The following is a 22,392-nucleotide window of genomic DNA, read 5'->3' as shown; positions in this document are numbered from 1 at the left end:
GAGACCTCGGAACGACGGGGACGCAAACTAATGAGCTGGAGCTAGCTCCCTTTCTTATCGTCATCCGGGCGGCCGGCTTTAATCTCAATTTCGTCCTTGCCGCTGGAAGCCTTCTTGAAGTTCCTGATGCTCTTGCCGAGCGCTCCGCCGATCTCCGGGAGCCGGCCGGCTCCGAACACCACGAGCACGATCACCAGGATAATAATGAGCTCCGGCATTCCGAATCCAAACATATGACCTCCCTTTGTGAATTGCGTAAGATGCTGCAGTATCGCACAGGGGGAGCGGAAAAATCAACAGTTGGATTAAGATTGGTCTGAGAACGAAATTATTAAAAAATTATTGTAAACGCGTTAAAAGTTTGTTACAAACTTGCTGCCGCTATCTCTCTAGCAAGGAGGACTCCCGTGAACAAGATGATCCTGCTGGTCGAGGACAACCCTGACGACGAGGCTCTGACCCTCAGGGCGATACGCAAGCACATGCCGTACGGCATCGTGGTAGCGCGCGACGGCGCCGAAGCGCTGGAGCACCTATTCGGTACCGGGCGCAACGCCGGGGCCGAACAGGCGCCCACGCCGCTTCTGGTGCTGCTCGATCTGAAGCTCCCCAAGGTGAACGGTCTGGAGGTGCTGCGTCGCATGCGGGAGGAGGCGAAGACCCGCTCCATCCCGGTGATCGTGTTCACCTCGTCCACCGAGGAGCAGGACATCCTGGACAGCTACCGCCTGGGCGCCAACAGCTACATCCGCAAACCCGTGGACTACGGTCAGTTCTGCGAAAACATGAAGCAGGTGATGAACTACTGGCTGAGCGTGAACCAGCTTCCCCCGCACCGGACCTGCACCGCGGCCTGATCCCCTTGTTGCCAAGCCGCACCTCATCCTGTTAATATCCTGCGCATGGACAAATTCGAACTGGTAACGGGCTTCCATGCGCGGGGTGACCAACCGCGCGCCATCGAAGAGCTTTCCGAAGGGGTGCTGCGCGGCGACCAGCACCAGGTCCTGCTCGGGGTCACCGGCTCCGGCAAGACCTTCACCATGGCCCAGGTGATCGCCCGGTGCAACCGCCCCGCCCTGGTGCTCGCCCCCAACAAGACCCTGGCGGCCCAGCTCTACGGCGAGTTCAAGGAACTGTTCCCCAACAACGCCGTCGAGTACTTCGTCTCCTATTACGACTACTACCAGCCTGAAGCCTACATCCCCTCCTCGGATACCTTCATCGAAAAGGACTCCTCGATCAACGACGAGATCGACAAGTTCCGCCATGCCGCCACCAGGAGCCTTTTGACCCGGCGCGACGTGATCATCGTCGCTTCGGTCTCCTGCATCTACGGCATCGGTTCGCCGGAGTCGTACCAGGAGATGCAGATCCGGGTGCGGGAGGGGGACGATCTGGGGCGCGACGAACTCCTAAAACGCCTGGTGGAGATCCAGTACGAGAGAAACGACGTCGACTTCCACCGCGGCAGCTTCCGGGTGCGCGGCGACACCGTCGAGGTGTTCCCGGCTCACGACGACGAGCGCGCCATCAGGATCGAGTTCTGGGGGGACACCGTCGAGGCCATCTCGGAGATCGATCCCCTGCGCGGCGTGCAGATCCAGAAACTCCCCCGCTTCGCCATCTACCCGGCCTCGCACTACGTGGCGAGCCGCCAGACACTGGAGCGGGCGGTCGAGCAGATCAGGGTCGAACTGGAGGAGCGCATCCGCTACTTCAAGGACCAGAACATGCTCCTGGAGGCGCAGCGCATCGAGCAGCGCACCTTTTTCGACATCGAAATGATGGAGCAGATGGGCTTTTGCCAGGGGATCGAGAACTATTCGCGGCATTTCGACGGACGCCTGGCGGGGGAGCCCCCCTACACGCTCATCGACTACTTCCCGGATGACTTCCTGCTGGTGGTGGACGAGTCACACATCACCGTATCGCAGGTGGGGGGGATGTACCGCGGGGACAGGAGCCGCAAGGAAACACTGGTGAACTTCGGTTTCCGGCTCCCTTCGGCCCTGGACAACCGGCCGCTGACCTTCCAGGAGTTCACCAGGAAGCTGAACCAGACCGTCTACGTGTCGGCGACCCCCGCCGATTACGAGCTTAAGATGTCCGGAGGCGTCGTGGTCGAGCAGCTGATTCGCCCCACCGGCCTCATCGATCCTGTCATCGAGGTACGTCCCGCGGCGGGACAGGTGGACGACCTGCTGCACGAGGTTCGCCTCACCGCCGAGCGGGGGGAGCGCATCCTGGTGACCACCCTGACCAAGAGGATGGCGGAGGAGCTCACCGACTACTATCGGGAGCTCGGGATCCGGGTGCGTTACCTCCATTCGGACATCGACACCTTCCAGCGCATGGAAATCCTGCGCGACCTGCGGCTGGGGGAATTCGACCTGCTGGTCGGCATCAACCTGCTGCGCGAGGGGCTGGACCTCCCCGAGGTATCGCTGGTGGCGATCCTGGACGCCGACAAAGAAGGGTTCCTGCGTTCCACCCGCTCGCTGATCCAGACCTGCGGCCGCGCCGCGAGGAACGTGTCCGGGCGCGTGCTCATGTACGCCGACAAGGTGACCGGCTCGATGCAGTCCGCCATCGACGAGACCATCAGGCGCCGGGAGCTGCAGCAGGCGTACAACCTGGAGCACGGCATCACCCCCGAGAGCGTGAAGAGGCTGATCGGCAACGTGCTGCAGGCCCCCGAGGAGAAGGACTGGGTCACCGTCCCGGTCAAGGGGGAGGAGTTCCTCAATCCCAAGGACCTGGAAAAGACGTTGAAACGGTTGAGAAAAGAGATGCTGGCGGCGGCCAAGGCCCAGGAGTTCGAGAAGGCGGCGGAGCTGCGCGACAAGATCAAGCGGCTCGAAGTGGCGGAAATAACCAAAGGCAGTTGACGGTTGGGTTGACATTGGGTCACGAAAAAGCCCCTCGATCCCGTGCTACGGGTGAGGGGCTTCTTTTATTCGGTGCCAGGACGATTCCGGAAAGGTGCCCTGTCCCCCCTCCCGTCGAGGGAGGGGGGAGCGTTGCGCTTATTCGGGTGCGCCCCCGGGCTTTTTGCGCCGCCTCCGCCTGCGCCGCTTCTTCTTGGGCGCCTCTGCGTCGGCTGCAGCGGCTTCGTTCCCGCGTTGCGGCGCGGGTTCCAGTCCCTCCGCCTGCTGAACGGCGTAACGCTCCCACCACTCGGCCAGCGACCTCTTCGGCGGGGTGAGCTGCTCCATGAAGCGGAGATACTGCAACGCGTCCGGGAAGACGGGACGCCCCAGCACGCCGCGGCCGTTCCTGCCAGGGGTCTTCTGGAAGCGGTGCTGCATGTTCAGGATGTCGCGCACCGCAACCAGCACCCGGTTGGGCACCGAAACGGTCGGCGCGAGTTCCCCGGCAAAGGCAGCCACCGCTGCGTCGGTTGCCTGTTGCGGTGGAAGCCCCTCGTCGCGAAACTGCGCCACCTTCTCTTCCAGGTATTCCCCGAACATCAGGGCGATCAGCAGCGGCGGGGTGACGGCGATCCCCTGGCCGATCTGGCTGTCGGCCCATTCAAGCGCCTTGCCCACCCGGACATGGGGATAGCAATCCGACTCGCGGGAAAGCCAGGCGTCGAAGTGCGGGAAGAGCGGCTCGAACAGCCCGCAGTGGCGCATCATCTGGTAGGTCCGCTCGCCGGCCCCCATGAGGAGCAGTTTCAGCACTTCCTCGTAAAGGCGCGGCGGCGTGGCCTTGTTGATGGTGCCGCAGAGTGCCTCGATGGCGGCCTCGGTCCGGGCCTCGATGTTGAAGCCGAGCATGGAGGCGAACCGGATCGCGCGGATCATGCGCACCGGGTCCTCGGTGAAGCGGACCATGGGGTCGCCGATGGTGCGGATCAGCCCGTTTTTGAGATCCTCCATCCCCCCCACGTGATCGATGATGGAGAAGTCGGCGATGTTGTAGAACAGGGCGTTGACGGTGAAATCGCGCCGCACCGCGTCCTCTTCAGGGGTGCCGAAGACGTTGTCCCTGAGCACCATGCCGTCCTCGCTCTTCAGGATGGGAGGACCGTGGTGGTGCCGGCGCCTTCTCCTGTCGCGCTCCTCTTCAAGCTGCTCTGCCTCGGGAGGAGCCTCGACGAGCTCCTCGGGCAAGGCCTCGGCGGCTTCCTCGAGGGATGCCTCCGCGGCATCGACGGTGGAGCGGAAGGTGGCGACCTCGATGATTTCGTCGTGGAAGTGGATGTGGGCCAGGCGGAAGCGTCGGCCGATCAGGCGGCAGTTGCGGAACAGCTTCTTGAGCTGGTTGGGGGTTGCATCGGTGACGACGTCGAAGTCCTTGGGCTCGCGCCCCAGGAGCAGGTCCCTGACGCCGCCGCCCACCAGGTAGGCGATGAAGCCGTGCTCCCGGAGCTTGTAGAGCACCTTGACGCCGTTGGGGCTCAGTACGGAGCGGGAGATCGAGTGCTCCGCGCGCGGGATGATGACTTTTTCCATGTTAGTGTTCATTCGCGGAAAATTAGCATAAATCCGCAGCAAAGGCAAAGGGTGCGGAGTCAATTTAATTGACTTTGGTCATGACGAAACTGGATTGCTTCTGTTATGGTGGCGATCATGGAAAAGACGCAGAAGCAGGAAAAAGACATCAGGGTACTGGAAACCTTCATCGGCTGCTACTGCCGCGGCAAGCACAAGAGCCAGAAGGGAGTGCTCTGTGAGGATTGCTCGGAGCTTTTGGCCTATGCCAAGCTGAAGCGGGAGAAATGCCCTCTCGACCCCAAGCCGACTTGCAAGCACTGTCACGTGCACTGCTACGGGAAGGTGCAGCGCGCCAAGATCCGCGAGATCATGGCCTACTCGGGGAAACACCTGATGCTGCGCGGTCGCCTCGATCTACTCTGGCACTACTTTTTCTAGAAGACGTTCCAGGTTCTACGTTAGAATCAGGACCTTCGAGCTTCGGAGCAACACAACAACAGTCTTTCGGTTTTGACTTAGAACATAGAACATAGAACGTATAACTTAGAACGGATTTCGGGGGGTAAAGATGATCAGGAAAATTGTGCATATCGACCAGGACAAGTGCGACGGCTGCGGGCTCTGCGTCCCTTCCTGCGCGGAAGGCGCCATCAAGATTGTGGATGGCAAGGCCCAGATCGCCGCAGACAACCTGTGCGATGGCCTGGGGGCCTGCCTGGGAGAGTGCCCCCAGGATGCGATCACCATCATAGAGCGTGAAGCGGACGAATTCGACGAAATTGCCGTAGAGAAGCATCTCGGCGCCCAGGGCGGAGCCCCTGCCGGGCACGGTCATGGCCACGGTGGTGGTCACGGTGGTGGTCATGGTCATGGTCATGGTCATGGTCACGGCGGTGGCGGATGCCCGGGCTCTCGCGTTCAGAGCTTCGCGCCGGCGCCGTCCGCGGCGGCGCCCGCACCGGGTTCGGTGCAGAGCCAGCTGGCGCAGTGGCCGGTGCAGTTGCACCTGGTGCCGGTAACCGCCCCGTATTTCAAGGATGCCGAACTGCTCATCACCGCGGACTGCGTGCCCTTCGCCTATGCCAACTACCACCAGGATTTCCTCGCGGGCAAGGCGGTGGTGGTCGGTTGCCCCAAGCTCGATGACAACAACGCGTACCTGACCAAGCTGACCGAACTGTTCCGCGTCTCCGGCATCAAGGGGATCACCGTACTCAGGATGGAGGTCCCCTGTTGCGGCGGCATCGTGATGGCGGCGCGCCAGGCCTTGGCTGCTTCGGGGATGGAGATCCCCTTCCGCGAGGTAACCATCAGTATCCGCGGAGAAATCGTGGAGCGTTAGAGGTCCGTCGTAGGATGAAATCGGACCTTCCTCAAGGCACAAAGGACAAATAGGACGCTTTTGATCTTTTTTGATTGACAGGGGATTGGACCACTGGTACAGTTGCTCCCATTAGAATCCCAATCAGCCGAAAGGAGAACAGCACCTATGAGTCTTACTACCTTGGTAACTAAGGAAGCCCCCGATTTCACGGCACAGGCGGTACTGCCCGATAACTCCTTCGCAGAGCTCACTCTGTCCAAATATCGCGGCAAGTACGTCGTCCTCTTTTTCTACCCGCTCGACTTCACCTTCGTCTGCCCCTCCGAGATCCTCGCCTTCAACAAGAGGGTGGCGGAATTCAAAGAGAAGAATTGCGAGGTGATCGGGGTTTCCGTAGACTCCAGGTTCACCCACTTGGCCTGGAAGAACACTACGGTGGAAAACGGCGGCATCGGCAACGTCCAGTACCCGCTGGTCGAGGACCTCGACAAGTCCATCGCCAGGAGCTACGGCATCCTGCTGAACGAGTCGGTTGCGCTGCGCGGGCTGTTCCTGATCGACACCAAGGGCGTGGTGCGCCATACCGTCATCAACGACCTACCGCTGGGGCGCAGCGTCGGTGAGGCCCTCAGGATGCTGGATGCGCTTCAGTTCGTCGAGACCCATGGCGGCGAAGTCTGCCCGGCCAACTGGCAGGAAGGTGAGGATTCTATGAAGGCTTCTACCGCCGGCGTCGCAGAATATCTCGCCAAGAAGCACGGCAAATAAGAAGCATCCACCCACAGTTTGAATAGAGAAAAGGCGCGGTTTCGCAACCGCGCCTTTTTTGTTATTGATCTCTACAATGATAGAGGTAGTGCCATCTTGCCAATGAAAGCCATCTATGTTACAAGAACATAGCATTTACCGACATGTAGCTCAAAAAGGAGTCGACATGCGTACCAAGGCGACCTTGTTATCCCTGTTGTTGCTCATGGTTTTTGCCACGTCTTCGTTTGCTTTGGAAGGTCAGCAGCCGGAGGCAATTGCCGAGAAGATGGCGTTCAAGCTGGTTCGAGGGGTGACCAATACGGCGACCTCGCTGGTCGAGGTGCCCAAGCAGTCCTACCTGATGGTACGTGACCGCGGCGGTATCGGCTACGTGGTCGGGCCGCTGAAGGGCGTGGGAATGGCCTTCTACCGCTTGTTGACCGGCCTGACCGAGACCGTCTTTTTCGCGGTGCCCCAGCCCGGCTATTACGACTCCATGATCACCCCCGAGTTCGTCTGGGAAGGTTGGGAAGAAAAACGGGTCGAACCGAGAGGCCAGAGTGAGGCTCAACCTGTTCCAGCCAAGGGAGAGTAGATGATGCAGAAGAGGTTTGTTTTCTTGGCCATACTGGCGCTGGCGCTGGTCCTGACGGCAGAGAAGGGACATGCGGCCGATACCCGCACCGTGGATACGGCCTCCCCGCAAGAGGTGGTGGACGGCATGGCCAACAAGCTGGTCCGGGGTGTTGCCAATATAGCGACCGGGTGGCTGGAGTTGCCGAAGCAGATCTATCTCACCTGCAAGGAAGAAGGAGCCGCCAAGTGTGTAACCGTTGGTCCCATAAAAGGGATAGGGATGACGCTGGTACGTACCGCATCGGGTGTCGGTGAGACGGCCACATTCTTCCTGGCCTATCCCGGTTTCTACGATCCGTACCTCGATCCGGCCTACGCCTGGCAGAAGGAGTAGGCGGACCCGGCAACGCTTCCCATTAATGCAAAAAAGATCCAAGGCCTGTTCCGCGACCGGAACCCTTGGATCTTTTTTTATGCCCGCAGCAACGAAGCGCGGAGCGGGCGACATCCTGTCCCCTCGCCCTCCGGGAGAGGGACTGGGGTGAGGGCGCTGCTATGGGAGAGGGTACGGGCTGGCGCCCTTTTTCTGGGCAGAAATAAAAAAGGCCGCATCGTGAGATGCGGCCTTTCGCAATTACCCGTTAAGGGGAAATTACTTTGCAGCCGGAGCAGCCGGAGCGGCCGGAGCAGCTTCTTTCTTCTCTTCTTTCTTAGCAGCGGCTTTCTTAGCAGCTTTTTTCTTCTTCGGAGCAGCTTTCTTAGCCGGAGCTTTCTCTTCTTTCTTAGCCTCTGCAGCCGGAGCAGCAGCCGGAGCAGCGTCAGCAGCGAAAACAACACCAGCGAAAGCAACAGCAACGAGAGCAGCAACTACGGAGGACAGAACTTTTTTCATGGTAATTCTCCTTGTACAAAATGGGTTGGTGTCTGGCATAGAGCAGGTTGCGTGCCAATCTCTCATTATAACCGTAAACACTGGAAAAAACGTGAGGCGACCCCAGGAGGGACCCGGGCTCTCATGAAAGCGCCGCCGCATATGCTCCAATGAGTACCGCAAATGCGGTATACTTTGTGGTGAACCGTGCCGATGCCGAGGGTATATTGCTTGCCAGCGCTTCGAATATTTTGTTATTATGTCCGGTCACGGCTGAGCCGGGCTATCTGGGGGATTTTTGAGCAATAACATACTTTTGTCAGTGGAAAAACCCGCCCGTTACATGGGTGGGGAGATGGGAACAGTTGCCGACCGGGAAGGGGCGCTCCGCTTTGTGCTCGCGTTCCCTGACGTATATGAGATAGGAATGAGTCATCTCGGGCTGCAGGTCCTGTACGGTGTCCTGAAAGAGGTGCCGTGGGTCATGCCCGAGCGCGCCTACGCGCCGTGGCCCGACCTCGAGGAGTCGCTGCGCGCCGAGGCGAAGCCCCTGGTCACGCTGGAAGCCGGTACTCCTTTGGCCGACGCCGACATTCTCGGTTTCACCCTGCAGTACGAGCTTTCCTACACCAACATCCTGAACATGCTGGATCTCTCCGGGATCCCGCTGCTTGCCTGCGACAGGCCCGAGGGGTATCCGCTCGTCATCGCGGGCGGCCCCTGCGCCTATAACCCGGAGCCCCTGGCCGACTTCTTCGATGCCTTCCTGATCGGCGACGGCGAGGAGGCGGTGATTGAGCTTGCCGACTGCGTGCGGACGGCGAAGGAGCAGGGGGTTGCCAAGGCGGAACTCCTGGAGCGCCTCGCCCGGATCGAAGGGGTCTACGTCCCCTCCCTGTTCGAGGTGAGCTATCACGACGACGGCAGGGTCGCGGCCATCACCCCGGTGAAGGAGTGGTGTCAGGGCGTGCGCAGGCGCTTTGTCGCCGACCTGGAGACCGCCTATTATCCGACCTCGCCCATCGTCCCGTTCCTGAAGACGGTGCACGATCGGGTGAGCGTTGAAATTTCCCGTGGTTGCACGAGAGGTTGCAGGTTCTGCCAGGCAGGGTATATTTATCGGCCTGTGCGCGAGCGCAGCCCCGAGCGGATCTTCGAGATCATGGAAGAAGCGCTGCACAACACGGGGTACGACGAGATTTCACTCCTCTCCCTCTCCACCGGCGATTACGGCTGCCTCACCCCGCTGCTCAAGGGGCTCATGGACCGCTACTCGGCCCAGAAAAAAGCGGTCTCCCTACCCTCTATGCGGGTCGGGAGCCTGAGCGACGAGATGGCGGAGGAGATCCGCCGCGTGCGCAAGACCGGCTTCACCCTGGCCCCCGAGGCGGGGAGCGAGCGGCTCAGGAGCGTGATCAACAAGGGGATCACCGAAGAGGCGCTGCTGGAAAACGCCCGCTCGGTCTACGGCAACGGCTGGCGACTGATCAAGCTCTATTTCATGATCGGCCTCCCCACGGAAACCATGGAAGACGTGGACGGCATCGTGGAACTCTCCCGCGAAGTGAAGCGGCAGGGGAAGTTTGCCGGCAACGGCGGCGACGTGAACGTCTCGGTTTCGAGCTTCGTCCCCAAGCCGCACACCCCGTTTCAGTGGGAGCCGCAGATCAGCGAAGCCGAGATCGTCGAGAAGCAGCGCTACCTGCGCGACGCCCTCAAGAAAAAGAAGCTGATCATGAAGTGGCAGGATGCCTCTCTTTCCGGCATGGAAGGTGTCTTCGCCCGCGGCGACCGCAGGCTTTCGAAGCTCCTGATCGAGGCGCATCGCCTGGGCTGCCGTTTCGACGGCTGGTGGGAACATTTCGACCGCCTGAAATGGGTGCAGGCCTTCGAGAACTCCGGTATTGACGCGAGCTTCTACCTGAGGCGCCGCGAGCTGGACGAGGTGCTCCCCTGGGACCACATCGATTGCGGCGTGACCAAGCCATTCCTGCTCAAGGAGCGCGAGGCATCGCTCGTCGGCGCCCCCACCCCCGACTGCCGCTTCGATCGCTGCACCGGCTGCGGTGTCTGCGATTTCAAGGAAATAAAGCTGCGACTAAACGAGCCGGTTCCCTTTGGCACCTACGCCAGCCAGGCGGCGGTACCGGAGACGACCGAAGAGGCGCAGAGGATCCGGATCCGTTTCGAGAAGGTTGGGCGGATGCGGTTTCTGAGCCACCTGGAGATGTTGACCCTGTTCACCAGGGCGGTGGGGCGCTCCGGCATCCCGATCCGCTTTTCGCAGGGGTTCCATCCCCACCCGAAGTTTTCCTTTGCCACCGCGCTCTCCGTCGGCATCGAATCCTATGCCGAGTACATGGATTTCGAGGTCGATGCCGGATATACGGCAGCCCAGCTGCAGGAAGCGCTGAACGCGACCCTCCCTGGGGGGGTGCGGGTGCTGGAGGCCCAGGAGATCGCGCTGCGGGCGCCGGCGCTGTCCGTCATCATGGACAAGGTGCGCTACCGCGTGACCCTCCCCGAGGAGCTGGCGTGCGACCTGGAGGCGAAGGCGGCTGCCTTCCTCGCCCTGGAGTCGTCGCCGGTCAAGCGCGAGAAGAAGGGGAAGTCGACCGAGTTCGACCTGCGTCACGAACTGGCCGAACTGAAGGTCGAAGGGCGGACCCTGGAGATGGTTGCGGGGCGCGGCAAGCTGCTCGAGTTCGCCAGCGCCATCCTCGGCGTCCCCGCCGACGCCCTCAAAGAGGTGCGGCTGGAGAAGCTGGAAGTGCTTTTCAAGGAGTAACGGAGCCGCGTTCTGTGACATCTGTAGGGGCGAATAATCATTCGCCCCCCTCAGCCACCCGTTGGCGAGGCTTACGCGCAGAGGTGTCGGCAGCGCCACCGGCTGGGCGAATAGTTATTCGCCCCTACAGGACGCATGCATGTAGGACCTGAAACAGTTTGCTTTTGAATTTTATATATAGGAAGGGGTTAGCATGGGAAACGAGCTGGTCATTAACACCACCTCCCACGAGACCCGCATCGCGCTCATCGAGAACGGCACCATTGCGGAGCTGTATGTCGAGAGGAGCAGGGTGAAGGGGATCATCGGCAACATCTACAAGGGAAAGGTGGTCCGGGTGTTGCCTGGCATGCAGGCGGCGTTCGTGGACATCGGGCTGGAAAAAGCGGCCTTCCTCTACGTGGCGGACGTGTTCGACGCCATGGACGAGTACGACAGTTACATCGAGCCCGAGGAGGGGGAGGAGCCGATGCCTCACCCGCTCCACCCGATCGAGGAACTCCTGCAGGAAGGGCAGGAACTCCTGGTGCAGATCTCCAAGGAGCCGATCGGCACCAAGGGGGCGCGCATCACGGCCCACATCTCGCTCCCGGGACGGCACCTGGTTTACATGCCGACCGTCGACCACGTCGGCATCTCGCGCCGCATCGAGGACGAGGCCGAGCGGGAACGCCTGAAGGAGATCGTGGACCGCATCAAGCCGGTAGGCGGCGGTTTCATCGTCAGGACCGTCTCCGAGGGTAAGAGCGAGGAGGACCTGGTCGCCGACCTGCATTACCTCACCAAGCTCTGGGACGAGATCGCCAAGAAGAAGGACAAGGCGGGCGCACCGAGCCTGATACACTCGGACCTCGACGTGACCCAGAAGGTGGTGCGCGACATCCTCACCGAGTCGGTCGAGCGCATCGTGGTCGACTCCAAGCCCGAGCACGACAAGATCGTCCAGTTCATCAGCACCTTCATGCCCAAGATGAAGTACTCCATCGAGCTCTACGACGAGGAGGAGCCGATCTTCGACCACTTCGGCCTCGAGGTGGAGATCAGCCGCGCGCTGGGACGCAAGGTCTGGCTCAAAAGCGGCGGCTACATCATCATTGAGCAGACCGAGGCGCTTACCGCCATCGACGTGAACACCGGGCGCTACGTCGGCAAGCACAACCTCGAAGACACCATCCTGAAAACCAACCTGGAAGCGGTCAAGGAGATCGCCTACCAGCTGCGCCTTAGGAACCTGGGCGGGATCATCATCATCGACTTCATCGACATGGAGAAGGAGGTGAACCGCGAGAAGGTCTACGGTGCCCTGGAAGAGGCGCTCAAGAGCGACAAGTCCAAGACCAACATCCTGAAGATCTCCGAGCTCGGCCTGGTCGAGATGACCAGGAAGAGGGTGCGCGAGAGTCTCGGTCGCATGATGTGCGAGCCCTGTCCGTACTGCGAGGGGCGCGGCTACGTGAAGTCCAAGATCACCGTCTGCCACGAGATCTTCCGCGAGCTGCGCCGCGAGATGCTCGACATCCGCGGCACCAAGGTGATGCTCACCGTGCACCCGCAGGTGGCCGACCTCCTTTACGACGAGGAGCGCCGCGGTCTCGAGGAGCTGGAGAAGAACTTCAAGAAGCGGATCACGGTCCGCGCCAAGCCCGGCTTCCACCAGGAACAGTTCGAAGTAGCCGTAAGTTAAATAAACGACCAGGAGAGAAGATGATTGGCACGCCGCTGAAAAATGGTGCGACGAGGATGATGCTTTTGGGCTCGGGTGAGCTCGGCAAGGAAGTGGCCATCGAGGCCCAGAGATTCGGGATCGAGGTGGTCGCGGTGGACCGCTACGCCGACGCCCCGGCTATGCAGGTCGCGCACAGAAGCCACGTGATCGACATGCTGAACCGCGAAGAGCTGGACCGGGTGGTGCGCCTGGAAAAGCCGAGCTACATCGTCCCCGAGATCGAGGCGATCAACACCGAGTACCTCCTGGAGCTGGAAAAGGAAGGCTTTAACGTAATCCCGACGGCACGTGCCGCCAACCTGACCATGAACCGGGAGGGGATCCGCCGCCTGGCCGCCGAGGAGCTCGGCCTCCCCACCGCCGCCTACCGTTTCGCCACCAGCATGGATGAGTTCCGCGAGGCGGTTGCCGCCATCGGCCTTCCCTGTGTCGTCAAGCCGATCATGAGCTCGTCGGGCAAGGGGCAGAGCGTCCTGCGCGACGCGGCGGACATGGAGCGCTGCTTCAAGTACGCCATCGAGGGGGCGCGCGGCGCCTCCAACAAGGTCATCGTGGAGCAGTTCATTCCCTTCGACTACGAGATCACCCTGCTCACCGTGCGCCACGTGGGGGGCACCAGCTTCTGTCCTCCCATCGGCCACCGCCAGATCGACGGCGACTACCACGAGTCCTGGCAGCCGACGCCGATGACGCCGTCGGTGCTGGCCGAGGCGCAGCGCCAGGCCGAGGCCGTCACCGGCTCTCTCGGAGGGCGCGGCATCTTCGGGTGCGAGTTCTTCATCACCGGCGACAAGGTCTGGTTCTCCGAGGTCTCTCCGAGGCCGCACGACACCGGCATGGTCACCATGATCTCCCAGAACCTCTCCGAGTTCGAGCTGCACGTGCGCGCCATCCTCGGGCTGCCGGTGCCGGAGGTGGAGAGCCAGGGGTGCGCCGCATCCCACGTCATCCTGGCCGAGGATGCGGCAGCAGAGGTGGGGTTCGAAGGGGTCGCTGAGGCTCTGGCCGTTCCCGGTAGCAAGCTGCGCCTCTTCGGCAAGCCCGACACAAGGAAGGGACGCCGCATGGGCGTCGCGCTCGCCTTCGGCGCCGATTGCGACGAGGCCCGCGCCAAGGCGGAGGAGTCGGCGCACTGCGTGAAGATCGTGAAGCGGTAAGGCAGCGCACCGGCCTAAGGGGCGGACGGTTTCTGTAGGGGCGAATAACTATTCGCCCAGCCGCGGTTGGCGGCACCAATGCCGCTGCGGGACGACCGCGCAGGTGGCGTCTGCCAAGGTGCTTCGTCTATGGGGGGCGAATGATTATTCGCCCCTACAGGTTACATGGACAAGGTAATGGTGGGACCAATTCTTTGATTGAACCGGAGGTGTTCCATGGTATTTGCCGCGAAAGTTTCCGAGATTCCTGAATTTGGCAAGAAGCTGGTGGAAGTGGGCGGGGAGAAGATCCTCCTGGTGAAGACCAAGGGGACGGTCTATGCCTGCGAGCACGAGTGCCCGCACCAGGGGGCGCCGCTGCAGGGGGCGCTGGTCAAGGAGGCGGGGAAACTGTCCTGCCAGCGTCACGGCTACCGCTTCGACCTGGTGACCGGTGCCTGCCCGGAACACCCCGAATGCGCACCCCTGAAGATCTACCCGGTCGAGATCCGCGGCGACGAGGTCTTCGTGGACCTCGATTAGCCTCTGCCACTCTCTCGGCAGGAAAAACGGGAGCGGCAGAAAAAAACCTTGACTCGAAACACTTTTCAAGATAAGTTTGACCGCTCAATTGTAAATCCAGAGTAAAGGTGGTGAAGTACATGTACGCAGTAGTCAAAACCGGAGGGAAACAATATAAAGTTTCCGAAGGCGACTTTCTCAAAGTCGAAAAACTGGAGGGTGCGGTGGGTGATACCATCGAGATCTCCGATGTCCTGATGGTTGGCGGCGATAAGGTTGTTATCGGAACACCTTTAGTGCCCAGCGCCTCTGTAGTCGGCAAGATTGTCGAGCAGGGCAAAGACAAGAAGATTCTGGTCTTCAAGTCCAAGCGCCGGAAAAACTCCAGGAAACTTAACGGGCACCGTCAACTCAGGACTATTCTGTTGATTGAGAAGATTAACGCCTAGGTAATATTCAAACGGCGGTGCGGCAGCCGCGATTCGTTGGGATCAGGGCCGCTACCGGCAGAAGGAGCAGAAAATGGCACACAAGAAAGGCGTCGGTAGTTCCAGGAACGGTCGCGACTCCGACGGCCAAAGACTTGGTTGCAAAAAGTTTGGCGGCGAAGCCGTCAAAGCTGGCAACATCATCTACCGTCAGCACGGCACCAAGATCCACCCGGGCAACAACGTGGGCCTCGGTAAGGATTACACGCTGTACGCCCTGATCGAGGGCGTGGTGAAGTTCGAGCGTCTGGGCAAGGACCGCAAGAAGGTCTCTGTCTACCCGGCCAACTAGCCAGCGCAGCAAGACGAAAGTGTGAAAGCCCGGAGCCGCAAGGTCCGGGCTTTTGCCGTTTGCACAGGATAAAACTTAATGAGTTTCATTGATGAAGTAAAAATTTACGTGAAGTCCGGTGACGGCGGTGCGGGGTGCGTTTCCTTCCGCCGCGAGAAGTTCATTCCCTTGGGGGGCCCCGACGGCGGCGACGGCGGCAAGGGGGGCGACGTGGTGGTGAAGGTTTCGCCGCACCTCTCCACGCTGCTCGACCTGCGCCAGCATCCGCACCAGAAGGCCGGCCGCGGCAGAAACGGCATGGGTAGCGACCGACACGGCGCCAACGGCGACGTCAAGGAGATCCTGGTACCGCAGGGGACCGTGATCAAGGACGCCGAGACCGACGAGATCCTGGCGGATCTCACCGAGCCGGATTCCTCCATCGTGCTCCTGAAGGGTGGACGCGGCGGGCAAGGCAACGCCCGCTTCAAGACCGCCACCCACAAGGCGCCGAAGTTCGCCCAGCCGGGCGAGCCGGGCGAGGAGCTGTGGATCCGTCTGGAGCTGAAGCTCATGGCCGATGTCGGCCTTTTGGGTATGCCCAGCGTGGGCAAGTCCTCGCTGATCAGCAAGATCTCCGCGGCGCGCCCGAAGATCGCGGAATACCACTTCACCACGCTGAAGCCGAACCTCGGCGTGGTCAAGTACAAGAACTACCGCTCCTTCGTAATGGCCGACATCCCGGGCGTGATCGAGGGGGCGAGCGAAGGGGCGGGGCTTGGGCACCGTTTCCTCAAGCACCTCGAGCGCACCGGGCAGCTTTTGCACCTGCTCGACCTCTCCTGGATGCCGGACCGCGATCCCATCGCGGAGTACGAGGCGATCAACCGCGAACTGGCTCTCTTCAACCCGGAGCTGGCCGAGAAGCGGCAGACCGTGGTGATCAACAAGATCGACCTGCCGCACGTCAGGGAGAACCTGGAAAAGGTGCTTCCCTACTTCGAGGAACGCGGCATCAAGGTTTTCCCCATTTCCGCGGCAACCGGTGAGGGGATTCCCGAACTGCTGGACGACATCGCCTTGAACCTTTGGGGCGAGCCGGACGAGACCTGGTAACAACAGAAAAGATACGTGGTGCACAGAGGGGGAGGGCCGACAGGCTGCTCCCCCTTTTTATTGGCCTGGTCTGCCGCCGGCAGGGACCACGGGCAAAACCGGCAATCCGGAAAAGACATGGTAGACTAGCGTTTGTGTTTTTTAATAATACACCGGACAGAGGATCGGATTGTTCCAATAGCATTGCTGCGGCGCGGTTCCCACTTCATCAGGAGGTCGGGCATGTACCGAATGATCCAGCTGGAATCACTGATACCGGAAACACTGCCGGGGGTAGCCCTGTTCATCAAGCACGGCGACAACCATGTGCTGTACAAGGACCCCAAACTCTCATTCACCCAGGGCGACAAGGAGCGGCTACTCGACAACAATGTGAAACATCTCTTCGTCAAGGCTGCCGAAATGTCGACGTACAACCAGTATGTGGAGGCGAATCTCCCGTTGCTGCTCGGCGATGACAGCATCGAACCGGAGCTCAAGCAGAACATGCTGTACCAGGCATCAGTCAATTACGTGCAGGAGATCTTCGACAGCCCCGCCATAGCTATCAAGCAGAACGTTGATCGTTGCCGGAACCTGATCAAGCACATCCTCAACGACGTGATGAATTCGAACGGGGTGATGCCGGCGCTGAGCAGCCTGGTTGACCATAACGCCTACACCTACGTACACTCCGTCCAGGTCGCAACCTACTCGATTTCGCTGCACATAAAGGAGTTCGACCTCGGCCGCGACGAGTTGATGGACGTGGGGATGGGGTCCCTGTTCCACGACTACGGCAAGGTCTACGTACCCAAGGAGCTGTTGGACAAGCCGGGAAAGCTCTCGCCGTCGGAGTTCCTGGAAGTGAAGAAACATCCCGTCTACGGCTACAGCACCTTGCGAGATCTGAAGATCTTCACGCCGGTTGCCCTCGGGATCGTAAAGCACCATCACGAAAAGGAAAACGGCAGCGGCTACCCCGACGGCCTCTCCAGCTACGACATCGCCAGGAGCTCGAAGATCACTGCCATCGCAGATGTCTTCAGTGCCCTGACCACCAACAGATCCTATCGTCAGGCGCTGTCAAAGGAGAGCGCCCTCGAAATCATGTACGGCGAGATGGACGGCTCCTTCGACCTTCAGTACCTGAACACCTTTAAGGAAACGCTGCACTAGAAAAGCGAGAGGGGATGAAAACGAGGAACGAAAGAGGCACCTGCCCAGCCCGCGGCACGGTGCCTCTTTCGTTGTTCCGGGAACTTGCAAACGTTGCCCGCGATCCTCCCTCCCCTCGCGGAAGGGGGCGAGGAAGGTGCCATCAATCCCGTTCGTTCTCCGCTCCCCTCTCCTGTAAAGGGAGGGAGAGGCGACAAACGACTGATCTCTCCGCATGATCCACGCCTGTACTTGCCGCAACACGAAACGGGAGGTTAGTCACTGCAGGGCGGTGTCGATGGCCTTGAGCAGGGGGCCGGGATAGACACCGATCACGAGAATCATTGCAGAGGCGAGGCAGAGGGCGAGGCCCTCGGCGAGGGAGACGGCACGGGGGGCGGGAGCCTGGCTGCGGTGCATGTAGAGTTGAGCCACTACCCTGAGGTAGAAATAAGCCGACGCGGCGGCGCTCAGGATGCCGATGATGGCGAGGGCGATGGATCCACCCTTGATGGCGGAGTAGAAGATGAAGAACTTGCCGATGAAACCTGCCGTCGGCGGTATGCCGGCCAGGGAGATCATGGCGAGGGCCAGCACGCCGCCGCGCAGAGGAGCCGTGAAGCCCAGCCCGGCGTAGTCGGTGACGAGCTCCCTTTCCTCGTCGATGGAAAGGGAGGAAATCGCACCGAAGGCGGCGAGGTTCATGGCGGTATAGACGGCACCGTAAAGGAGGACGGCTGCATAGCCGTCGCGGCTGCCGCTCAAAAGGGCGAGGCTCAGATAGCCCATGTGAGCCACCGAGGAGTAGGCGAGCATCCTCTTGATGTTCTGCTGCAGCAGCGCCGCCAGGTTCCCCAGCACCATGGAGAGCACCGACAACGCAGCCAGGGGGACGCGAAGTTCAGGCATCGGCGGGAACAGGGCCAACAATATCAGCAAAAGCGCGGCGGCGGCGACCTTGGAACTGGTCGAGAGAAAAGCGGAAACCGGCGCCGGGGCTCCCTGGTAGACGTCGGGCGTCCAGAGGTGCCCGGGGACCAGCGAGAGCTTGAAGGCCATGCCCACAAGGATGACGCCCCACCCCGCGGAGATGATGGCCCTGTTGTCCGGGCGGGCCAGGGCGCCGGAAAGCTGGAGGGTGCCGCTGCCGGTGAAGAGGAGGGCGAAGCCGAAGGCGGTGAAGGCCGCCGCCACCGCCCCCATCAGGAGGTACTTGAGCCCCGCCTCTCCCGATTCGGCCCGGTTCAGGTCCATGCTTACCAGGATGTAAAAGGCGAAGGAGACCGACTCCAGCGCGAGGAACAGGATCAGCATGTTGGTGGCGCAGGGGAGTACGCACAAGGCGAACAGGGCGAAGAGCACCGTGGCCGGGAACTCTTCTCCCTTGATGCCGCGGCGCTCGTTATAGCTGTGGGAGAGGAGCAGGGTCACGGCCGCCGCGAAGCAGAATACCGGGATCAGGAACCGGGCCAGCGGTGTGAAGCAGAGCCCCGAGACGGCCTGAGTCGACGCAGGGGTGCCGAGTGCCGCCCACAGCCCGGCCGCCGCCGAGGCGGTCACGCCGATGGCCGTGAGGCTCGCGGAAAGGAGCATCGGTCCGCATAAAAGCACGAACAGCGCCGCCCCCGCTGTGATCACGATCGGCATGATTGTGTATAGATCGGAAATGGTCATTGAAACTCCGAAGCTTAAAAGCTCAACACAGAAGACTCAGAGGTCTCAGAGATCCTCTGAGTCCCGGCGGTTATTTCGCAAGCAACACCTCAAGTGGTGTCTTGAACAGGTCCAGAACCGGGCCGGGGTGCACGCCAAGGTAAACGACCACCAGCGCCATCACCGCCAGCATACCCGCCTCTCTGGGCGACAGATCCTTCAGTTCCAGCGGTTTCTTCTCTTTGCCGAACAGCACTTCCTGGACCAGCCGCACCGTGTAGACAAGCGTGAGTATCGTCCCCAGGAAGGCGATCGCGGCGGCCAACGGCGCGACCCGGAAGGTGCCGACCAGGATGATCAGTTCGCTCACGAAGTTGTTGAGCCCGGGGACACCCGCGGAAGCCATGTTGAAGACGAGGAAGAAGAAGGAAAAGAGGGGGATCTTCCCCCAGGTGCCGCCGTAGCGGGAAAGATCGCGGCTGTCGGCCCGTTCCTCGAGCATGCCGACCACGAGGAAGAGCGCGCCGGTCGTTATGGCGTGGTTCACCATCTGCAGCAGCGCGCCGGAGACCGCAACGGGGCTCCAGGCGGCGATGCCGAGGGCGACGAACCCCATGTGGCTGACGCTCGAGTAGGCCAGCATCCGCTTCATGTCCCGCTGCGCGAAGGCGATCCAGGCGAAGTAGCCGATGCCGAGCACGGCCACCACGTAGATCAGCGGCGTGAGGGCGCGCGACGCCTCGGGGAAAAGCGGGAAGGCGATGCGGATCAGGCCGTAGGCGGCGGTCTTGGAGAGAAGGCTGCCGAGCATCAGGGTGCCGGCGACCGGCGCGTCGCAGTAGGCATCGGGCTGCCATGTGTGCAGCGGGAAAAGCGGGAACTTGATGGCGAAGGAAAGAAGGAACGCGGCGAAGAGCCAGAGCCCGATGTCGTGCGGGATGTTGGTGCGGACCAACTCGGGGAGCGCGAAGGTGTAGCTCGCGGTCTGCGCCCCGTGCATCAGGTAGAGCGCGATGATCGCCACCAGCATGAGCAGGGAACCCACGAAGGTGTAGAGGAAAAATTTGATGGTGGAGTACACCGGGCGCCCGGTCCCCCACACGCCGATGAGAAGCAGCATCGGGATCAGCATCGCCTCCCAGAAGAGGTAGAAGAGGAACAGGTCGAGGCTCAGGAACAGCCCCTGGACGGCGCCTTGCAGGGCGAGCAGCAGTGAGAAGAACAGCCCGCAGCGCTCCTTCACCCCCCAGGCGGAGAGGACGGCGATCAAGGTGATGAAGGCGGTCAGCAGGACCATTACCGCGCTGATGCCGTCCATGCCCAGGGTGTAACGGATCCCGAAGCGCTCGATCCACGCTGCATCCTGGTAGAGGAAGAATCCGGCAGGCGCACCCGCCGCTTTCTGCCCCGACAGCATGAGCGGCAAGAGGGAGAGCGCGAGTTCCGCCAGGCTGAAGGCGAGCGCGACCCCGCGCACCGCGTTGTCGCTGCGGCGGACCGCGAAGGTCAGCAGCGAACCGCAGAGCGGTAGGAAGACTAGCAGGGTGAGTATCGGGATGAGAGAAGTCATCGGCAGTTCCCGTGGCGCGCAGGCGCCGGTTACGTTACAGCGCGAGCCAGGCGAGGTACCCAAGAATCAGGGCCCCCCCGGCGGCGAAACTGATCAGGTAGACGGCGACCTTTCCGGTGCTCCAGCGTCCGAGCAGGCGCCCGGCGCCGCCCAGGCCGGACCCGAGGCCATCCACCGAGGCATCGATCACCCCGTGATCAACCCGTTCCCAGAAGAACCCGGCACAGGCCTGGTAGGGACGGATCAGGACCAGATGGTACAGCTTGTCGAAGTACCACCCTTGCGCCAGGAAGCCGATCAGCGCCGACGGCCGCGCCTGGGCCTCCCGCATCCGCTCGGCGCGCCCCTTTCCGTAGCGGAAGTACGCGGCTGCCAGGCCGAGCAGTGCCACGACCCCGGCCAGAACCTGCATCGCGATCTCCTGCTCGTGCGATACCTTCAGGAGGTCGCCTGCGGGAAGTCCCTCGAAGAAAGCGCTCAGGTACCCGCCGCCCAGGTAGGCGGGAAGGTCGAGCAATCCTCCGAACAGCCCGAGGATGGCGAGCGGGATCAGCACCAGCTGCATAACCGTGAGGCCGGAGCTGCGGTGCACGTGACCGTTGCCGCCGGCAAAGACCAGGAACACCAAGCGGAAGCTGTAGAACGCCGTGATCAGCGCCGTGAGCAGGCCGAGGAGGTACAGCGCCTGGTACAGCACTCCCCCCTTGAGCCAGACCGCCAGCAGGATGCTGTCCTTGCTGAAGAAACCGCCGGTGAAGGGGATTCCGGCGAGGCAGGCAGCCCCCACCAGGAAGCTCCAGAAGGTGAGCGGCAGCGAGCGCTTCAACCCGCCCATCTTGTAGATGTCCTGCTCGTGGTGCATGGCCGCGATGACGCAGCCGGCACCGAGGAAGAGCAGGGCCTTGAAGAAGGCGTGCACCAGCAGGTGGAAGGTCGCGGCGGTCACCGCCCCGGCGCCTACGCCGAGCATCATGTAGCCGATCTGGCTGATGGTGGAGTAGGCGAGGACCCGTTTGAGGTCGCGCTGCGCGAGGGCGCAGGTGGCGCCGTAGAAGGCGGTCAGCCCGCCGGTGACCGCGATGGCGGCGAGGGCGACCTGGGAGCCGCCGATCAGTGGCAGCAGGCGCGCCAGCAGGTAGACCCCGGCGGTCACCATCGTGGCGGCGTGGATCATGGCGGAGACAGGGGTCGGGCCGGCCATGGCGTCCGGGAGCCAGACCATGAGCGGCATCTGGGCGGACTTCCCCATGGCGGCGATCAGGAACAGGATCCCGAGCATGGTGATGACGGAGCCGGGCATGAGGAACCCCATCCCGTTCACCTTGGTGACGGAAAGGGTACCGAAGAGCTGGAACAGCCAGGCCAGCGCGATCATCAGGGCCACGTCGCCGATCCTGGTGGTGATGAAGGCCTTCCTGCCGGCGTCGGCGTTGGCCGGGTCCGCGTACCAGAAGCCGATCAAGAGGTACGAGCAGAAGCCCACCCCTTCCCAGCCGAGGTACAAAAGCGGCAGGGTTTCGCCGAGGACCAGGGTCAGCATGGCGAAGACGAACAGGTTCAGCAGGGCGAAGTAGCGCGCGTAATCTTGATCCTCGCGCATGTAGAAGACGGAATAGACGTGGATCAGCCCGCAGACGAAACCGATCATGACCGTCATCGAGAGCGAGAGGGGATCGAGGTAGAGCGAGATCGGGATGGAAAGGTCGAAGCTCGTGAACCAATCGGCGAGGGTGATCACCTGGGGGGCGGTGTAGGCGGCGGCCGCAAGCACAGCGCAGAGGAAACTGCCCCAGACCGTGGCGCAGGCGAAGACCTCCACCAGCGTGCGCGGCAGCTTCCGCCCGGCCAGCGCGCAGGTAAGCCCGCCCAAAAGCGGGAAAAGGAGCATCAATGTGAGGTAGGTAGGAAGCATCATTGTCCTTATTGTTCCTGTCCCCGTCCAAATCCCCTCTCCCTTTGGGAGAGGGTGCCCGGCAGGGCGGGTGAGGGAGGTGCCAATGCGGCAGTGTCGCCACTACCGGC

21 protein-coding genes are annotated in these 22,392 nt (G+C 61.6%); 15 read left to right on the top strand and 6 right to left on the bottom strand.

What is annotated here, in order from left to right; genetic code table 11:
* Positions 1 to 41: 41 nt before the first annotated feature.
* Positions 42 to 233 (bottom strand): twin-arginine translocase TatA/TatE family subunit, encoded by a 192-nt coding sequence (locus tag KOM00_RS01620; protein WP_015718486.1) that lies wholly within the window; start codon positions 231 to 233, stop codon positions 42 to 44.
* A gap of 174 nt (positions 234 to 407) precedes the next feature.
* Between KOM00_RS01620 and KOM00_RS01615 the strand changes: the two genes are divergently transcribed.
* Both KOM00_RS01615 and uvrB read left to right on the top strand, forming a co-directional pair.
* Positions 408 to 857, top strand: coding sequence for a response regulator (locus KOM00_RS01615; RefSeq protein ID WP_216497082.1), 450 nt, complete (start codon positions 408 to 410; stop codon positions 855 to 857).
* 45 nt (positions 858 to 902) lie between these two features.
* The gene (uvrB, locus tag KOM00_RS01610; RefSeq protein ID WP_216497081.1) at positions 903 to 2,891 is read left to right on the top strand and encodes an excinuclease ABC subunit UvrB; all 1,989 of its coding nucleotides are present in this window, start codon (positions 903 to 905) and stop codon (positions 2,889 to 2,891) included.
* Between the two features lie 138 nt (positions 2,892 to 3,029).
* Here the strand turns inward: uvrB and pcnB are convergent, their stop codons facing one another.
* Positions 3,030 to 4,472: a polynucleotide adenylyltransferase PcnB gene (gene pcnB, locus KOM00_RS01605; RefSeq protein ID WP_216497080.1), complete on the bottom strand. Its 1,443-nt coding sequence runs from the start codon at positions 4,470 to 4,472 to the stop codon at positions 3,030 to 3,032.
* 105 nt (positions 4,473 to 4,577) lie between these two features.
* Between pcnB and KOM00_RS01600 the strand changes: the two genes are divergently transcribed.
* From KOM00_RS01600 to KOM00_RS01580, 5 genes are all read left to right on the top strand, one after another.
* Complete coding sequence (locus KOM00_RS01600; protein ID WP_236026673.1) at positions 4,578 to 4,880, top strand: nitrous oxide-stimulated promoter family protein; 303 nt, start codon at positions 4,578 to 4,580, stop codon at positions 4,878 to 4,880.
* A gap of 130 nt (positions 4,881 to 5,010) precedes the next feature.
* Positions 5,011 to 5,784: an ATP-binding protein gene (locus KOM00_RS01595; protein WP_216497078.1), complete on the top strand. Its 774-nt coding sequence runs from the start codon at positions 5,011 to 5,013 to the stop codon at positions 5,782 to 5,784.
* 147 nt (positions 5,785 to 5,931) lie between these two features.
* The gene (locus KOM00_RS01590) at positions 5,932 to 6,534 is read left to right on the top strand and encodes a peroxiredoxin (RefSeq protein WP_216497077.1); all 603 of its coding nucleotides are present in this window, start codon (positions 5,932 to 5,934) and stop codon (positions 6,532 to 6,534) included.
* Between the two features lie 166 nt (positions 6,535 to 6,700).
* Entirely contained in the window at positions 6,701 to 7,111 is a 411-nt protein-coding gene (locus KOM00_RS01585) for an exosortase system-associated protein, TIGR04073 family (protein ID WP_216497076.1), read from the top strand.
* Positions 7,112 to 7,114: 3 nt separating this feature from the next.
* The gene (locus tag KOM00_RS01580) at positions 7,115 to 7,486 is read left to right on the top strand and encodes an exosortase system-associated protein, TIGR04073 family (protein ID WP_216497198.1); all 372 of its coding nucleotides are present in this window, start codon (positions 7,115 to 7,117) and stop codon (positions 7,484 to 7,486) included.
* Between the two features lie 258 nt (positions 7,487 to 7,744).
* On the opposite strand, the gene KOM00_RS01575 is transcribed toward KOM00_RS01580, so the two are convergent.
* Positions 7,745 to 7,984 carry a hypothetical protein gene (locus KOM00_RS01575; RefSeq protein WP_199387369.1) on the bottom strand — a complete coding sequence of 80 codons (240 nt, stop codon included), beginning with the start codon at positions 7,982 to 7,984 and terminating at the stop codon, positions 7,745 to 7,747.
* Positions 7,985 to 8,261: 277 nt separating this feature from the next.
* On the opposite strand from KOM00_RS01575, the gene KOM00_RS01570 reads away from it, so the two are divergent.
* The 8 genes from KOM00_RS01570 to KOM00_RS01535 all read left to right on the top strand — a co-directional run bounded on the left by KOM00_RS01570 (position 8,262) and on the right by KOM00_RS01535 (position 17,168).
* Positions 8,262 to 10,751, top strand: a complete 2,490-nt coding sequence (locus KOM00_RS01570) for a TIGR03960 family B12-binding radical SAM protein (protein WP_216497075.1) — start codon at positions 8,262 to 8,264, stop codon at positions 10,749 to 10,751.
* 193 nt (positions 10,752 to 10,944) lie between these two features.
* Positions 10,945 to 12,435, top strand: a complete 1,491-nt coding sequence (locus KOM00_RS01565; protein ID WP_216497074.1) for an Rne/Rng family ribonuclease — start codon at positions 10,945 to 10,947, stop codon at positions 12,433 to 12,435.
* 20 nt (positions 12,436 to 12,455) lie between these two features.
* Positions 12,456 to 13,634 (top strand): formate-dependent phosphoribosylglycinamide formyltransferase, encoded by a 1,179-nt coding sequence (gene purT / locus KOM00_RS01560; protein ID WP_216497073.1) that lies wholly within the window; start codon positions 12,456 to 12,458, stop codon positions 13,632 to 13,634.
* A 216-nt stretch (positions 13,635 to 13,850) separates the two neighbouring features.
* Complete coding sequence (locus tag KOM00_RS01555; protein WP_216497072.1) at positions 13,851 to 14,156, top strand: Rieske (2Fe-2S) protein; 306 nt, start codon at positions 13,851 to 13,853, stop codon at positions 14,154 to 14,156.
* Between the two features lie 119 nt (positions 14,157 to 14,275).
* A complete protein-coding gene (rplU, locus tag KOM00_RS01550; protein ID WP_216497071.1) occupies positions 14,276 to 14,584 on the top strand; it encodes a 50S ribosomal protein L21 in 309 nt (102 codons plus the stop codon).
* Positions 14,585 to 14,657: 73 nt separating this feature from the next.
* A complete protein-coding gene (gene rpmA / locus KOM00_RS01545; protein WP_183344437.1) occupies positions 14,658 to 14,915 on the top strand; it encodes a 50S ribosomal protein L27 in 258 nt (85 codons plus the stop codon).
* Between the two features lie 78 nt (positions 14,916 to 14,993).
* On the top strand, positions 14,994 to 16,010 hold the full coding sequence (obgE, locus tag KOM00_RS01540; RefSeq protein WP_216497070.1) for a GTPase ObgE: 1,017 nt from the start codon (positions 14,994 to 14,996) through the stop codon (positions 16,008 to 16,010).
* A gap of 222 nt (positions 16,011 to 16,232) precedes the next feature.
* Entirely contained in the window at positions 16,233 to 17,168 is a 936-nt protein-coding gene (locus tag KOM00_RS01535) for an HD-GYP domain-containing protein (protein ID WP_216497069.1), read from the top strand.
* Between the two features lie 258 nt (positions 17,169 to 17,426).
* Here the strand turns inward: KOM00_RS01535 and KOM00_RS01530 are convergent, their stop codons facing one another.
* The 3 genes from KOM00_RS01530 to nuoL form a co-directional block, all read right to left on the bottom strand.
* On the bottom strand, positions 17,427 to 18,821 hold the full coding sequence (locus tag KOM00_RS01530; RefSeq protein WP_216497068.1) for an NADH-quinone oxidoreductase subunit N: 1,395 nt from the start codon (positions 18,819 to 18,821) through the stop codon (positions 17,427 to 17,429).
* A 70-nt stretch (positions 18,822 to 18,891) separates the two neighbouring features.
* Positions 18,892 to 20,370: a complex I subunit 4 family protein gene (locus KOM00_RS01525; protein WP_216497067.1), complete on the bottom strand. Its 1,479-nt coding sequence runs from the start codon at positions 20,368 to 20,370 to the stop codon at positions 18,892 to 18,894.
* A 34-nt stretch (positions 20,371 to 20,404) separates the two neighbouring features.
* Positions 20,405 to 22,282 (bottom strand): NADH-quinone oxidoreductase subunit L, encoded by a 1,878-nt coding sequence (gene nuoL / locus KOM00_RS01520; RefSeq protein WP_216497197.1) that lies wholly within the window; start codon positions 22,280 to 22,282, stop codon positions 20,405 to 20,407.
* Positions 22,283 to 22,392: the final 110 nt, after the last annotated feature.

Origin of the sequence: Geomonas diazotrophica (assembly GCF_018919385.1) — a bacterium.
Taxonomy (GTDB): Bacteria; Desulfobacterota; Desulfuromonadia; order Geobacterales; family Geobacteraceae; genus Geomonas; species Geomonas diazotrophica.
The sequence above is the reverse complement of the archived record's forward strand: the minus strand, read 5'-3'. Positions and strand labels throughout refer to the sequence as shown.